This window comes from Acaryochloris sp. IP29b_bin.148 (genome assembly GCF_028285565.1).
Classification (GTDB): domain Bacteria; phylum Cyanobacteriota; class Cyanobacteriia; order Thermosynechococcales; family Thermosynechococcaceae; genus Acaryochloris.
Map to the genome: position 1 here is coordinate 1 of NZ_JANQOY010000056.1, position 15,660 is coordinate 15,660.

Genomic DNA, 15,660 nt, shown 5'->3' on the forward strand with positions numbered 1-15,660 from the left:
GCCCTAGAACCTCAACCTACACCTCTTCATAACCAAATGTTATAGAGATCATTCACTAAATGTAACAGAGATTTGCCAGAAAATGTAGCGGCTACAAAGACAGATCCATAGCGGTTTAGCAACTCTGAGCATCATTTTGATGCTGGAACTTTACAGACCTCAACCAAAGACTTTTTAGGGTTTGATACAAATTGTGACTGGTAGGTCACTCTGCCTTAAAAGAAATAAAGTTATTTGAGTTTGCTGCAATAAAACTTCACACATTAACGATTCTCGGACTATGTTGATAAAGTCCTTACAAAATGTAAAGCGTGTGCCATTAGGTGATTGAGAGCACTAGTGGTGAAGTTCTTCGATAGGATTGAAAATTTGGGCTGGGAAGGATAAATTGCAAACTCATCACTGATGGGCTGGGCAGCTTATACTCATATATCAGCATTGATCGTCATCCATCGTAATCTCAAGTACTTAATCGGGTCATGACCACACAAAAGATATTAGACAAGCCAACCTTGCGTTACGAAGTCGTTGGTACTCGCAGGTTTAGCAATTATTTAATTGCCACAATGGTCTCCATTGGTGGTGTTGGTTTCTTCTTGGCTGGTCTGTCGAGCTATTTTAAAGTCGATTTGCTGCCAACGGGTAATGCAGTGGATCTTCTTTTTATCCCTCAAGGCATTGCACTTAGCTTCTATGGAACCTGTGGGCTGCTGCTAGCCATTTATTTATGGTTGACTATCAGTTGGAATGTGGGGGCTGGATTTAATGAATTCAATCAGGATGTTGGTCAGTTTCGGTTATTTCGCTGGGGGCGCCCAGGTAAAAATAGAAAGATTGAGCAGACGTATCCCTTAGAAACTATCCAGTCTGTACAGGTCAAGATTCGGGAAGGGTTAAATCCCCAACGAATCATCTATCTCCGAATTAAGGGGCGAAATGATATTCCCCTGACTCGGGCTGGACAACCCCTTCCCCTTTCCACGATTGAGAACCAGGCGGCTGAAATTGCTCGCTTTCTGGGTGTGCCGATGGAAGGGTTGTAATTTCCGAGCAGTATTCTAGGCAGTTTTTTTATGACGCACTTAACTAAGTTCTTTGCTTTTTTTAAACCCTTGTGGGTAATAGTGCTGGTGCTACTGTTGATGGCTTGTAGCGCGCCTTCCGACTCCTCAAGTGTATCTGAGACTAGTTCTTCTTCTGCTGATTCTTCTCAGCCAACTAGTCCGTCTAAAAAAGATGCTTCTGAAAAAATATCAGAGTCTGAGCGTTCTCCTATTCCTGGAACAGAGTCTACTGCACCTCTCGCTAAGCTTCCTCAGCTACAAGGGGATGCAACCGTTGTGTTGCGGGTGAAGGGACAGACGATCACCTTAGCCATCAAAGGTAAAGATGCGCCCGTTACTGCGGGTAATTTCGTTGATTTGGTTGATAAAGGGGTCTATGACGACACTGCCTTTCACCGTGTAGTACGTCAGCCATCTCCTTTTGTGGTTCAAGGCGGAGATCCGCAAAGTAAGGATCCCAGCTTTCCTGTACAACGCTTGGGTACTGGCAGTTATGTTGATCCCGAAACGAAGAAACCTCGATACATTCCTTTAGAGATTTTGCCTGAAGGTGCCGAGCAGGCGATTTATAGTAAAACTTTCCAATCTGCAAAAGTAAGCACGTCACCGAAGTTAAAACATACTCGGGGCGCTGTGGCGATGGCCCGTTCTCAACCGCCTGATTCTGCTTCTGCTCAGTTCTATTTTGCCCTTGCTGATGTGGATTTCTTAGATGGGAATTATGCTGTCTTTGGTTCTGTGACTGAAGGGATGGAAGTGGTTGATCAGATTCAGCAGGGCGATCGCATAGAATCAGCAAAAGTTACGGCAGGAATCGAAAATCTGAAGCGATAAGTTGTACGGATGCCCTATGGGTAGGATAGTTCGGCGTGCCAGTTTTGATGACTTGGACGCTCTGCTAGCGTTACTGATCGCATTTCATGAACATTTACAGGTGCCAATATCCAACTCAGACCCTCTGCAGGTGGCTTTGGAAAGGCTGCTGAAGGATCCGATGTGCGATTTTATGCTGGCAACGGATACTGGTGGGACTGGCTTGGCTTACACGCAAATACGGTATTTCTATTCCTTATGGTCTCTGGGCTTAGAAGCAAAGCTTGAAGATCTATACGTTCAACCTGAGGTGCGAAGACAAAAATTGGGTTCTCAGTTGCTGTCTGCTTCAATTGAACAAGCTCGTCAACGTCAATGTCGACTGATTGCGTTGAACACGAATGAGAAAAATATAATTGCCAAAAATCTCTATATCCGCCAAGGATTTAGTTGCCAACCCTGGCGATGGCAGGGCGGTCGGCAGCTGTGGCTTGAAAAATCCTTGTAAGCTCGCCCTATGACTGAGGTTGTTGTGACGGGTATGGGGTTGGTCTCTGCTTTAGGGCTTAATTTAGATAGGACTTGGCAACGACTGCTCTCGGGCGAATCTGGGATCAGGCTGTATCAACCGTTTGCCGAAATTCCTGCCCAGCCCTTGGCCCTGGTGGGGGCTCAGCCCAGTTGTCTTGAAGACTTGCTCAAGCCTGCTGTTTTGGATGCTGTCAAAGATGCAGGTCTATCTCCTCCGATAGAATCGTGCGGTGTCGTGATTGGTTCAAGCCGAGGCTTCCAAGGTCAATGGGAAGACCAGGCGCTCAACCGTTACCGTCCAACACAGGCGTCGCTCCCTGAAGGTTCGTTACTGGTGACGCCAGATCAGATGGTCCATATCTATGGGGAGTCGCCTTCCACTGTTGTGGCACAAGCGATTTCTGCACAAGGGCCTGTTTTAGCGCCACGGGCTGCCTGTGCAACTGGTATATGGGCAATTGCGCAAGGGGCCGAACTGATTCGGGGTGGCTATTGTTCCCGGGTCGTCGTTGGTGCGGTGGAAGCACCCGTGACCCGGCTAACGCTGGCAGGCTTTCGAAAGATGGGAGCAATGGCAACCTCAGGAGCTTATCCTTTTGATCGGGAACGAGAAGGGTTTGTTCTCGGGGAAGGGGCTGCCATTTTGGTCTTGGAAGCGGAATCTCTGGCTCACCAGCGCCATGCCAAAATATATGGTCGAGTGTTAGGGATGGGGTTAACGGTTGATGCTTACCATATGAGTGCCCCTGAAGACAGTAGGCGCTGGGCAATGGTTGCGGTTCAAGATTGCCTCCAGCGCAGTGGTTTAAGACGTGAAGATATTGGCTATATTCATGCCCATGGAACTGCAACTCAGTTAAATGATCGAGCAGAAGCTTTAGTCATTCAGAAATTATTCCCGCCTGACGTTGCTGTAAGTTCGACGAAGGGGGCTACGGGGCATACCCTTGGTGCTTCAGCAGCAATGGGATCCGTCTTTTGCTTGTTGTCCTTGTCCCGGCAAGTTCTACCGCCTTGCGTGGGTTTACAACATCCAGCCTTTGATCTGAATTTTGTCAGGGAACCCTTAGCCTGCAATAGTCAGGCTGTTTTATGTTTCAGTTCTGGTTTTGGTGGGCAGAATACCGTATTAGCCTTGGCTGCTAGGCGTGATGCAGGCTGAAAATTGAAAATTATAGATGCGGGCTTTCAACCTTAATAGGTTTCTATGTTGAGATTTGGGTACTGGGCTCTCTAAGAGATATGGTTGGTTGGGAAGAAATAAAGGATCGCTTCTGTCAAGATTTGGGCACACTGGAGGCAAGCTATTGGATCAAGTCCTAGACAGTCATCCCTTGTGATGTCTTTCTAGTCACACTAAAACTTGCGAAGCTATTTGAACTGTTTGCAGTAAATTTCGATTGTTTTGAAACGCTATGTTCGAGGAAGCCATCATTAACCCTAAGGTAGAGGCCAATCAGATGACCGTATCGGAGATGCCACCTTCGTCTCAGGTTAGGCAGGGGGCTGATGAGTTAATGGATGAGTTATTCCATGATCTAGAAGCTCATCTTGAGGATCCCTCAGATGTGGATAGTTTGGCGCTCTCCACGGAGGTTCGGTCACCCGCAGGGGCACTGCTGGACGTATCACATGGACATTTTTTAACTCGGCGTCAGTCTCGACCGCAGCATGAGGATGATTTGTTGGTGCCTTACACACCCATGGATTCAACCTTAGCGCTACGACAACAAGCTGAGACTTCTTTAAGCTTAGAGTTGCTAACGGGTGAGCCTACAGGCTCTACAGGTATGGGAAGGCGCTTATTCTTCTCAACAATCTGTGTTTCGCTAGCGGGTCTGAGTATGTTTTGGATGGGGCGACAGCTTCGCCTGCAACATGCCTCAAGTATGGCAGCGGTCCCTCCTCCAAGCGTTGCGTTGCCAGAGGTATCGCCAGAAACGGTTGCCTTTGCTGATTACGTTACCCAATCCCTTGACCGTATCAATCAAGAAACAAAAGCTGAGAAGCTAGCGGCTGCATCCCAGGCGGCTCGTCCTCCGGCTCAGGTAGGGTTACCCAATTTGCCGAATACCCCCAAGGTTAGTGTGGCTAACCCAAGTCCTAAAGCGGCTCCAAACAACGTGGAGCGAGTTTATGTCCCCGTTGCAGATGTTCCGGTCCCCAAGTTAAATGTAAAGCCTCTCACCCCTCCTGCTGAGACGCCAGTCATTGCTGCGGTGACCAGCACAGAGAAGGAAGAGACATTGCCAGCGGTGAAGCCTTTGCCGATGACACCCCCCAGTAACGGCGAACGAAAGTTTCTGGGAGGAACGAATCTGGGCGATCAGCCTGTGTTTATGGTGTCGATCAACGGCTCGACTCGTCATGTCAAGCTTGGCGAAGCCATTGATGAAACGGGAGCAACCTTTGTGGAATTTGATGGTGAGCAAAGCGTTTTGAAGCAAGGTAACCAACTCCGCTCCGTTACCGCAGGACAACCCTTCTAAGCAGGTATTCTGGAGACTTATTTGTCATGGCTGGACGAGCCGCTCCAGGTTGTCATCTCTACCAATAAAGTTTCTGCATCCGGGAGGTAAGGGTGTGGCTTAACATAGTAGGCAGTCATGGGGAACCCCTGAATCTGTAAGGGGATGGCCCAGGTGACGCAACTTTACAGTTTCTAAAGCGTTATTGATGCCTAATTTTCTAACGGTTGCCTTTTATAAGTTTGTTTCGCTCCCTGACTTTGCTGAGTTAAAAGCTCCCCTTTTCGCCTATTGTGAGGAGCACCAGGTTCAAGGAACGATTCTGCTGGCCCATGAAGGAATCAATGGTGCGATCGCAGGTCTCCCCCACAATATCCATGCGGTCCTCAATTTTTTGCGTGAAGATCCACGCTTTGCAGATTTAGCACCAAAAGAATCTTGGTCTGAGAACCGGCCCTTTTATCGCATGAAGGTCCGACTAAAAAAAGAAATTATCAAAATGGGAGTGCCAGACATTGACCCCACCCAAACTGTTGGCGAATACGTGAAGCCAGAAGACTGGAACCAGCTACTCGCCGATCCAGATGTGGTGGTTATTGATGTGCGCAACGACTATGAAGTAGCCATTGGCACGTTTAAAGGCGCCATCAATCCCAACACTAAAAGTTTTTCTGAGTTGCCCGAATGGCTCCAGGAACAGGCTGAATTGCAGAATAAGCCGAAAGTTGCCATGTTCTGTACGGGCGGTATTCGCTGTGAAAAGTCAACTGCTTTATTGCGACATGAAGGATTTGAAGACGTTTTTCACCTGCAGGGGGGCATTCTCAGCTACCTAGAGAAGGTGCCAGAAGATGAAAGTCTGTGGCAAGGGGATTGCTTTGTCTTTGATGAGCGGGTTGCCGTCGGCCATGGCCTTAAGCCGGGACGATATCAGCTGTGTCGAGCCTGTCGCACGCCCATTAGTCCCGAGGATATGAAGTCGAAGCACTATGTGCCTGGCCAAAGCTGTCCCCATTGCTATGGCACCAAAACAGAAGAGCAACAACGACGATTTGCTGAACGTCAGCGGCAGATCGAGTTGGCTAAGCAACGCAATCAAGTCCACATCGGGGCAAAATATGCCCGTCATCAACCCGGCTAATTTCCATGGCATATCCTATCTTGTATTCCTTTCGTCGCTGTCCCTATGCCATGCGGGCGCGACTGGCTTTGACCGTTAGCCAACAGGTCTGTGAACTTCGGGAAGTGGTGTTGCGAGACAAGCCCCAGGAGATGCTGGATATTTCCCCTAAAGGAACGGTTCCTGTCCTGGTTCAGGTGGACGGTTCCATCTTGGAAGAAAGCCTAGAAATTATGATGTGGGCGCTTAAGAAACAGGATTCTGAGGTATGGCTTCGAGCCGATTCAGGACAAATGGCACATCTGCAAGCTTTAGTGGCGGCATGTGATGGTCATTTTAAGCATCACCTAGACCGCTACAAGTACGCCCAACGCTACGAAAACACCAATGCCCAAGAACATCGGGCTGAGGGGGCCAAATTTTTGGAAACGTTGAATTATCAACTGGGCGAAACACCTTATCTCTGTGATCAGCACAGATCCTGGGCAGATATGGCGATAGCCCCATTTGTTCGCCAATTTGCCAATACCGATCGACCTTGGTTTGACGCCCAACCTTGGCCCAAGCTACAAGCTTGGTTAGCAGAATTTTTAGAATCCGACCTCTTTCAGCAAATTATGGGCAAGTACCCGCAGTGGAAATCCGGTGAAGTGGGTCCTTTGTTCCCAGGCCCCTAATCTCGTCATCTCGATCAACGTTGAGTCTTAATGAGGTAACAAAAAAGCTCGCATATCCTTGAATGGCGACTTTTTGGAGGTCGATATACAACTTTTCACAGTTCTCAGTATTTCCTGATTTACTGTAGTGCTGGCCAACGTTCCATCATTGTTTGATTAAGATAACTATCTGAAATCTAATGTTTCTCATTTAAGGGCAAGGTTTAGATATAGAATTCGATCAACTAAACAGGTATCGAAATTGACAAATCCACAAGTTACCTTTGCCAGGAACGTCGGGTTTAGGAAGGAATTGAGCCGACGGGTTAACGAATATTTCGCCACAAATAATATCAGGCCTCGGGATAATCCAGCGATGTATTTCAAGACGCTAGTGATTGCCACTTGGACGCTGAGCGCTTGGAGCATCATCCTCTTTGGGCCACCCAATCTTGTCATCAAGATATTGGGTTGTGTGGCCTTAGGAATGGGAGTGGCTGGCTTCGGCATGAGCGTTGGCCATGACGCCAATCATGGTGGCTACTCGTCGAGTCCTCTGGTCAATCGGATTGTTGGCAGTTGTTACGACGTCATTGGCGTCTCTAGCTTTTTATGGAAATTTCGCCATAATCAGCTCCATCACATCTATACCAATATTGAAGGATACGACAACGAAATCGAGGGAGACGGCGTCGTTCGTATGTCGCCCCATACAGACCATCAACCTCACCATCGATGGCAGCACTATTGGATTTGGTTTATTTATCCCTTTATCCCTATTTATTGGTATTTCAGGGATATTCAACGGTTTATCCGCAATACCCCCTATCAAACCAATACGCTTCCAACCAGGCAACCCATTGATTACGTCACCTTTTGGGTAGGACGAATCATTGGTGTGTCGTTCTTTATGGTCACCCCTTATTTGGTGGGTTACTCTCCCTTACAGATCGTACTGGGTTTTTGTATCGCCTATTGGACTTATGGGGCCATTGTCTGTGAGATTTTTATGTTGGCCCATGTCATGGAGGGCATAGAATTCCCTAAGCCGGATCCAGAATCGAACCAAATTGAAGATGAATGGGCGATTTTTCAGCTCAGGACAACTGCAGATTTTGCCCCCCGCAATCCTTTCCTAAATTGGTATGTGGGTGGACTCAACTACCAAGCTGTACATCACTTATTTCCTCAGATCTGTCATATTCACTATCCCAAAATTGCTCCAATCGTGGCTGAAGTTTGCCAGGAATTTGGTGTCAACTACATGGTGTACCCAACCTTTGCAGAAGCTATTGCTTCTAACTACAGATGGCTGAGGTTGATGGCGATTGGTGAAGAAGAGGTGAGTTACTCCCAAGCAACAACGTCCTGATTGTGTTATCAATACTCTTCAAGGTAGCTGAGAGATGAGAGACCCAGATAGCCTAAGCTAGCCAGCATATAAAAGAGCCGACTTCCCCATCATTCCAGTTCATGAAGCTCAACGTCAGTTAATTGGCCTAAGCGACTGCGTCAACGATACCCATTTTCCTGCTGACTTGTAATGGTCGGCAGGAAAATGTCGTTTTGATGAGTGCATCATTGCCATCCCCATTTAAGGGTGGTGATTTGTGGAGTTGGTTGACCGTTCCATAAACATACCCATCTGGTCCAATCGCTAAGCCATCCGGCTAATTCAGGTTCTGATTTAGTGGAGGCGATGACCGCAGTTTGCACAGAATTTATCAGCTGCAGCAGTTGCTGCGCCGCACTGACTACAAAAGTTTCCTTTGGTCGTATAGGTCGCTGTTGAGGCGGTGCCCACACTCATATGCATATTTCCCATCCGCATTTGCATGGGTTGTACATTCATAAACAGATTATCCATCTCCAGGGATGGCATGGGTGGCATCGGGGGTATGGGAGTGGTTGGCGGTTGAACCACCTGCTGTAAAGGGATTGACTCTAAGATCTGTTGAGGTGGAATGGTGGCCGTTTGAACGATGCGGTTACCTTGCACTTGGAGATAATAGTTCCCTTGAGCGGTTCCCAGCTTGATTATGGCACCTTGAGGGCTACGAAACAGCTCAGGAGAGGTTGTCCAGTGCCCCGTGGTAAAGCTATGACTTGCTTGTTGTTGTTGCCCTGGAGATGAGGCAATCGATGTCACAATGGTTTGACTATTCTGGTTATCAATATAGATGCTGGAGCCGGCCCCTAGCTCACCCATGTATGCCATACTCAATGGCTCCTAAAATAAAATGCACTCTTCTCTATTGTGAAGGGATGGGCACAAGACTGTCCTGCTTCTATGGGGTTCTTAACAGAAATTTGGTTGGGGTGACTCATGGCATAATAAGTCGGCAATACAGTAGGGGTGGTTATGGCCAAGCGCTCTAAATCAGAGGATGTACAAGAGACATCCGTACAGATCAGTCATGAAGAATTTACCCTACAAGTCCCTGACCCAGAAGACGAAGGAATCTCTGAATTTGAGTTTCAGCAACAGGTGGGCGCAGCATGGGAGGTGTGCGATCGCTTTGATTTACAGACCGATATTTGGCGGGGGCGAATTTTGCGAGCCATTCGCGATCGCGAAAAACAAACCGGCGAAGGTCGAGGCGGTGGTTTCCTCAACTGGCTCCAAAATAACGAAATTAGTAAAAGCCAAGCCTATAGCTGGATAGAACTCGCTAATAGTGCGGATACTCTTCTAGAGGCTGGACACCTAGAACCCACCTCCATCAATAACTTTAGTAAGCGAGCCTTCGTTAAAACCGCTCAGTCCGCCCCCGAAGTTCAAGAACTCGTAAGTGAAACGGCCCGGCAAGGGGAGCGGATCACCACCCGCGAAGTGCAACAACTTTCAGATGAGTGGACCACAATGACCTCCGATTTAGTCCCAGCTGAAATAAAAACGAAGGCCGCCAACCACACGATTCCGATTCGTCATGTAGCGCCCTTAGTAAAAGAGCTGGAAAAATTACCAGAGGCGCATCAGAACACCATTCAGTCCGAATTGGCCGCGAGTCCTGATCTGGATACTCTGAAACAAGCCACGGCTGAAGCCAAGCAACTGGCGAAATATTTAGAGGCCTTTAACAATGTCCAAGCCCTCAACGAACAATCAATCGATTTAGAATCTAGCCTAGAGGAAGCATTGCGATTAGGCTGTCTGAATATCACCGCAGACTTGGTCAATCAGGCTTCGCAACTCGAACATATGGTGGCTAAACTCTATACCACTTGGCGACGGCTGCGGAGATTGACGGATAAACTACATAACGCTTCTGGAGCCAGTACCCCTCATCTACAATCGCTATTACAGGCATTAGAGCGACTATATAGCGATGTTCTAGAAGTCGAACTCAGCGCTTCGGGCTCCAAGCCGTCTGAGATGATTAGTATCCAGGTACTATCCGAACCACATGCCTCTGGCTCCGATTAAGCAGCTAAGATCATTAACCGGATTCTGGACTTATCTAGATAGCTTTATTCTGCGAGCCTTCTGGATGCCTTGGGTCTTTGCGTTGGGTGCTTTTACATCCATTGGCTTCAGTATAGGTACTTTGTTTGATGTGCTTCGGCGTTTAACGGAGAGAACCTTAGCTCGTTCCGAGGCATTGTGGGTATTAGGATTGCAGCTCCCTCGCTTTATCGTGTTGGCCTTACCGATGTCGATGCTCCTGGCCCCGCTGCTGACCTATAGCCAATTGGCAAAAAGAAACGAACTGATGGCCCTTAGAGCCTGTGGAACCAGCCTGTATCGTATTGTCCGACCCGTTCTATGCTTTAGCCTAATAGTGGCGGCGTGCATACTTGCCATCAATGAAGCGATTGTTCCACCGACGACCGCAATGGCTAATCGCTTGCTGGCCCAGGTTCCCGTCCAGCAGATGGCTGCGATTCCGACTCAAAACATCGTGCATCGAACCTATCAGCAACAGCAATTGACTCAGCTGTTCTATGCCCGTACCTTTGATGGTTCGGCCCTCCATCAATTAACGATTTTGCAATTTCAAGATCGTCATATCCGTTATATTTGGCTAGCTCAGCAAGCGATTTGGGACCGCTCCCTACAGCAATGGACCTTATTACAGGGCACTTGCTACACGATCGATCCGATATCGGGGGGATACCAACAAATTGTTTCCTTCGAGCAGCACCCCTTTCGAGCTGCCAGTCCACAGGAATTAGCTGAGGTCACCAGTCAACCCGTTAGCCTTCAGGAAACGAGGGCGCTGATACGACATCTCCAACAGTCGGGGAGCATGCGAACGCTGCAAAGACTCCAAGTTCGCTGGCATTCTTTGATGGCTTTCCCCTGGATTAGCGTAGGATTTACGCTGATTGGTTCAGCACTGGGGTGCCGTGCCAGTCAAACGCAATCCTTGGGTTTTGGGGGTAGCAGTCTGCTAATTTTTGCTTACTATACCTTTTCGTTTATCTGTCAAACACTAGGAAACACGGGTATCTGGCCAGCCAGCTTTGCAAGCTGGTTGCCGATTGTTGTTCTCATGATGATTGGGGTGATCTTACTACGCCAAAACAACCGTTACAGTACTGTTGACTGAATACCCTGTAACACCAGCCTGGGGGCAGCCAGCAATACGACTGACCCATGAATGAATACCCGCAACGAGGTTAGATGGCGAGAGCTAAAGGTTTAAAGCCATGTTTGAGAGATATTTCACCAATTTTTTCCATCTTGGCAACCGTTATTTCATTGCGGCCCCAGGAGAAATTAGTATGGAGCTGCTCAAATTCAAGCAGCATCGATTCCGCAAAGCAGGCAAACAGCTGACGATTCGGGATATTCATATTGACAATATGCATGATCTTCCAATCAATATCCAGAGAATGCTCAACAATGCCACCGTTGAGGATATGAATATCAGGATGCTGGATTTTTGTGCCTAAATTCTTGGGATATCCGCCGTCAATCATCAGGCAAGGATGCTTTAATTTTTCGACCTCTATGTCGATGCCTTTGGGCATACTCGCAACCCAAACGACAATATCGGCCAGCGGTAAGGCTTCTTCAATCGACAGGATTTTGCCTCGACCCAGCTCAGACTGTAAGGTCTCTAGACGACCTTGATGGCGGGCAACCAATAGTAATTCGGCTGTATCTGTGCGGGCATCGAGCCAGCGGCAGACCGCACTACCGATATCGCCCGTGGCGCCACAAACTGCGACGGTTGCTTTGTTAAGGTCAATGCCGAGTTGTTGAGCGCCTTGTTCGACCTGGCGGCAAATAATATAGGCCGTATGCGTATTGCCTGTGGTGAAGCGCTGTAAGTCGAGTTGAATATTTCGAATGCGGGTAATCCGCTGTAGATTAAAGTTCTCAAAAATAATCGACGAGAAACCACCAAGCGCTGTGATGTTAATCCCATTTTTCTGAGCATGGGCCATGGCGTTCACAATTTTACGGGTCGCTGCCTTGATTCGCTGAGAGGCTAGCATCTCCGGCAAGAAACAGGACTCGACATATTTACCGTAAATCGTTTGCCCCGTAATACTTGTAACTGTGATGTCATCCACTATTTGTGGGGGCGCCATACACCAAAAATCTAACCCCTGGTCCGCATACTCTGGATATCCTAAATCTCGGGCAACGGATTGAGCATGCTGCAAGCTGGTTAGATGACCAATTAGACCAAACATATATTTTGTAGAAAGGAGCAAGCGTGACGATTGCCAGTGGGCTTACTGTGAATGTGTTAATAAAAGACGGTTGCAACAGTGCGCAACAATGTTACTTAATATTACAGCAAACCGTTATTTCGTACCAGCAAAAGCATTTGAATTCAGTAGAGCAAGTCTGAATGGGGATGTTCACACGGTCAATCACTAAACACAAGGGAGGGCCAAGTTCACAGACTTGGCCCTCCTTTTTTCCATGGCCAGAGGGAGCTACCGTAATGTCCCCAGGCTAAGGTGTAGTGCATTTAGGCAGCTACAAGCCCATAGGCAGACATCCGCATAATTTCTGCTGTGGAAAATCCAATATTGCTCAGTGCTTCACCGTACTGGATCATAAAGTCTTCCACTAATGCTTCTTTTTCCATCCCCAAGACAGCCGCATCTCCATCCACTTCGTTTAGCATTCTCCAAACAATGGGGAGGTTTTGACGATTGGCCTCTTGGATTTCTGCTTTGACGTCATCAAAATGTGCTTTTAACCACTCTTCGCCATAGTTCAAGTGCTTATACTCATCCTTGACTACGGATTCGGTAATCTTGCGAGCAAAGTCGTCAGCGACAGGAATATAGATGTTATAGGCTGCGATCGCAAAACACTCAATAATTAATGACTGAATCACTAAACAGGTTGCAACCTTATCCTCAGCAGCAGCAGCTTGGAAATTCTGGTGTAAGCCGGCAAAAAACTGACGGGCAAACTCCAAGTCACAGGTCACATTTAAATTGCGGCCACAGGCTTCAAACCCTTTCTTATGGCGGGCTTCCATTTTAGATAGGCGGATAAAATCATCTTGATGCTCGGGCAGCATTTCCCCAAGACGAATATAGTTCTCGTGAGCCTCTTGCTCACCTTCAATCACAATGCCGTCGATACGGCTGTAAGCATCTTTATAGGTGTCACTGTAAAAGTCAATTTCCGCAATAGCCTGAGTTTGGGGCATATCTAACTAATCTCCTGATCCATTCCTTTGTGTACTGCGTCAGCAATGATCGTAATTTTGAATTTATAAAAAGTACAATTTCAAGTCTTTCCCAGTCTACTCCAACGAGCACTTGTTCTTTTCGTTTACCTGATTATACTAATCCTAAGTAAATTTGCTCAGATTTAGCGGTCTTGGTGTGTTATCCGAAACCAAGATAAGCGTCATGCAGTATTGAGTTGGCGATGTTATGGGGCCAGGACTTAAGGAACACTCCATTTCAATCCTCCATGACGCCCCTCATGACATCCTATTCCCTAATTGGAAATAGCCTCAACCTCATACTGCTCTAGATATCGCTCAACTAAAATGATGGCCACGATATCATCTATGGGACGGTGAATGGTGCGTAAACTTTGGGGGATAAGACGGTTAATCCCCTGAGGAGGGAACATTTGCCAGTACTTCGTGCGGGCCGCCAAGGTACTGTAGCGCTCATCTACTTTTTGGATTTGAAGGCTTGGTGTCAGCAGGCTCTGGCACTTGTGATACCATTCCTTAGACGTGGTTTGATTCCCCATCACCAATAAAAATATTGGATAAGTTTCGCATAATTGATTAATAGACTCAATCACCTGTGATGCTGCCACAACATGATGCCAGTGAACGATACGATTCACCTCCATCACAGCTAAACCACACTTATGCCGTCCAGGATCGAAACCGAGGATCATCGGTTGGTGCCTAACTTCGTGGGATTGATCAGACATGCCTCCCATCATAGGCTCTAGCCACTGAAGGTTGACAGCATTTATTAAGGACTAAAGTTGAGAGATCTCGCTAGAACGGTGGAACAGACGTCAAGGATGAGAGCAGTGTGAGTTAAGATAAACCTTGGACTTTGATTAAAGTCTAATCCCAATCAATTTGGAGAGGTGGCAGAGTTGGTCGATTGCGTCTGACTTGAAATCAGATGAACCCTTACGGGTTCCGGAGGTTCGAATCCTCTCCTCTCCGTTAGTCAATGTCCGATCGGCGAAAGGCTGATTCCCAATCACGGGATTTATGCCACTTGAATCAAATTCAAAAAACGACATTATCGCTAAGCGATAATGTCGTTTTGCTATCTATAGCTTGTTCTAAATTTTACTTAGCTTGAACGAACTTCTTGAACACCTGAAACCAATTGCTTCTCTCCAAGATATTTATGCCAAAAGCGACCTAGTTTTTGAGCCTCTTCTGACTTTTCTGATGCAACTTCATACATTCGCCGTGGACGACCCCGACCTTCAACTTTTTGCCAATACCCACGAATGACACCCTCATCTTCTAGAAATTTGAGAGCACTATAGAGAACAGTATCGGAGAGGCGATAAAGCGGATGTTTGGTTTCTACCAGTTGAATTAAAGCTGTGCCATATGAGTCACCCTGTTCAATCAAAACGGATAAGACATAGCAAACAGCAACTTCCTTGCTGAGATAAATAGGTGGTGGTTCTTGAAAGTATCGATAAATATCTTGAAATTTCATGGGCTGTCACTTGCAAATAAGGTGAATAAAAACGGGAACGTTCCGCAACAGAGTGTTGCCACACGCCTCCCGCAAGCCAGCTAAAATCCTCTAAAAGGTTTCATTCTGCACTAGGCATCTCACAGCAATCTAAGTTCGCCATCATCATGGCTAAAATTCAGAGCATGAGATAAAACGTTCGCAGCACCTATTCCCTCAATGCCTTACACGATCGTAAATACGCGCAAGACACCAGAGGCTAAGGCTTTGAGGCACAAAACAGAACCCAGAAATTTTACGGCTCTCAAATGCTTAAAGCTGGTGATATTGGTGGTAAAAAATAATAATTTGCAGATAATCCCCCCGGTTTACCTAATGAACTTGATGTTTAGATCAATTGTTCAGTGCATCAGTACAACATAGCTTTATCTATACGTTAGTCTAGTTGCTTGCGACTCAAAATAGATGTTAATAACACAGCTAGACTGATTTACCCTTACATTCGAGCTAACACTAGAGATTATAATTCCCAATTTTGTTTCTTAAAATTGAATTTACCTGAATTTTATAGTTTCTCTTGTGAACTAAAATAAATATTGCCCTGCTCATAGCAGGCGTTAGCCTTATTGGATGCAGATTTGTGGGTTATGGAGAATGCCCCCAACAGATTAAGTTAAGATTGTTGTACTAATGAAGTTCTGTTCCTAAAGATTCTATGGTTATTGACTGGAAGTCGGTCAACAAAGATGCCTTGATGAGAAGTATAGGCTCGGATGATTTTTGGCAAAGGGAAAGCGCTGCTCGCCCTCAAAGAAGACTGGGCAAACTGTGGAATATTGGTCATCGTTAAGAATTACCATTGATAAGTAAGCGCAACATTACAAATAGAC

General features: G+C 46.9%; 15 protein-coding genes and 1 tRNA gene. 11 read left to right on the forward strand and 5 right to left on the reverse strand.

Annotated elements, in window-relative coordinates:
• Positions 1-479: 479 nt before the first annotated feature.
• The 8 genes from Q0986_RS05780 (at position 480) to Q0986_RS05815 (ending at position 8,024) form a co-directional block, all read left to right on the forward strand.
• Complete coding sequence (locus Q0986_RS05780; protein WP_299405710.1) at positions 480-1,043, forward strand: photosystem I assembly protein Ycf4; 564 nt, start codon at positions 480-482, stop codon at positions 1,041-1,043.
• Positions 1,044-1,073: 30 nt separating this feature from the next.
• Entirely contained in the window at positions 1,074-1,898 is an 825-nt protein-coding gene (locus Q0986_RS05785) for a peptidylprolyl isomerase (protein WP_299405715.1), read from the forward strand.
• Between the two features lie 16 nt (positions 1,899-1,914).
• Positions 1,915-2,385, forward strand: a complete 471-nt coding sequence (locus Q0986_RS05790) for a GNAT family N-acetyltransferase (protein WP_299405719.1) — start codon at positions 1,915-1,917, stop codon at positions 2,383-2,385.
• Positions 2,386-2,394: 9 nt separating this feature from the next.
• Complete coding sequence (locus Q0986_RS05795; protein ID WP_299405723.1) at positions 2,395-3,570, forward strand: beta-ketoacyl-ACP synthase; 1,176 nt, start codon at positions 2,395-2,397, stop codon at positions 3,568-3,570.
• A gap of 253 nt (positions 3,571-3,823) precedes the next feature.
• Complete coding sequence (locus Q0986_RS05800; RefSeq protein WP_299405727.1) at positions 3,824-4,897, forward strand: hypothetical protein; 1,074 nt, start codon at positions 3,824-3,826, stop codon at positions 4,895-4,897.
• Positions 4,898-5,084: 187 nt separating this feature from the next.
• Positions 5,085-6,017 carry a rhodanese-related sulfurtransferase gene (locus Q0986_RS05805; protein ID WP_299405732.1) on the forward strand — a complete coding sequence of 311 codons (933 nt, stop codon included), beginning with the start codon at positions 5,085-5,087 and terminating at the stop codon, positions 6,015-6,017.
• Positions 6,018-6,022: 5 nt separating this feature from the next.
• Entirely contained in the window at positions 6,023-6,673 is a 651-nt protein-coding gene (locus tag Q0986_RS05810; protein WP_299405736.1) for a glutathione S-transferase, read from the forward strand.
• 355 nt (positions 6,674-7,028) lie between these two features.
• A complete protein-coding gene (locus tag Q0986_RS05815; protein ID WP_299405739.1) occupies positions 7,029-8,024 on the forward strand; it encodes an acyl-CoA desaturase in 996 nt (331 codons plus the stop codon).
• Positions 8,025-8,339: 315 nt separating this feature from the next.
• On the opposite strand, the gene Q0986_RS05820 is transcribed toward Q0986_RS05815, so the two are convergent.
• A complete protein-coding gene (locus tag Q0986_RS05820; protein ID WP_299405743.1) occupies positions 8,340-8,870 on the reverse strand; it encodes a zinc ribbon domain-containing protein in 531 nt (176 codons plus the stop codon).
• A 144-nt stretch (positions 8,871-9,014) separates the two neighbouring features.
• Between Q0986_RS05820 and Q0986_RS05825 the strand changes: the two genes are divergently transcribed.
• Entirely contained in the window at positions 9,015-10,079 is a 1,065-nt protein-coding gene (locus Q0986_RS05825) for a hypothetical protein (protein WP_299405747.1), read from the forward strand.
• Positions 10,060-11,205 (forward strand): LptF/LptG family permease, encoded by a 1,146-nt coding sequence (locus Q0986_RS05830; protein ID WP_299405752.1) that lies wholly within the window; start codon positions 10,060-10,062, stop codon positions 11,203-11,205. The genes Q0986_RS05825 and Q0986_RS05830 overlap by 20 nt, the downstream gene beginning before the upstream one ends.
• 70 nt (positions 11,206-11,275) lie before the next feature.
• Here Q0986_RS05830 and Q0986_RS05835 read toward each other — a convergent pair whose 3' ends face one another.
• From Q0986_RS05835 to Q0986_RS05845, 3 genes are all read right to left on the reverse strand, one after another.
• On the reverse strand, positions 11,276-12,301 hold the full coding sequence (locus tag Q0986_RS05835) for a long-chain acyl-[acyl-carrier-protein] reductase (RefSeq protein WP_299405756.1): 1,026 nt from the start codon (positions 12,299-12,301) through the stop codon (positions 11,276-11,278).
• A gap of 284 nt (positions 12,302-12,585) precedes the next feature.
• Positions 12,586-13,281: an aldehyde oxygenase (deformylating) gene (locus Q0986_RS05840; protein WP_299405761.1), complete on the reverse strand. Its 696-nt coding sequence runs from the start codon at positions 13,279-13,281 to the stop codon at positions 12,586-12,588.
• Positions 13,282-13,577: 296 nt separating this feature from the next.
• Positions 13,578-14,030, reverse strand: coding sequence for a pre-16S rRNA-processing nuclease YqgF (locus Q0986_RS05845; RefSeq protein ID WP_299405766.1), 453 nt, complete (start codon positions 14,028-14,030; stop codon positions 13,578-13,580).
• A 159-nt stretch (positions 14,031-14,189) separates the two neighbouring features.
• Between Q0986_RS05845 and Q0986_RS05850 the strand changes: the two genes are divergently transcribed.
• Positions 14,190-14,277 (forward strand) — tRNA-Ser (locus tag Q0986_RS05850).
• Between the two features lie 133 nt (positions 14,278-14,410).
• Here Q0986_RS05850 and Q0986_RS05855 read toward each other — a convergent pair.
• A complete protein-coding gene (locus Q0986_RS05855) occupies positions 14,411-14,791 on the reverse strand; it encodes a PadR family transcriptional regulator (protein ID WP_299405770.1) in 381 nt (126 codons plus the stop codon).
• Positions 14,792-15,660: the final 869 nt, after the last annotated feature.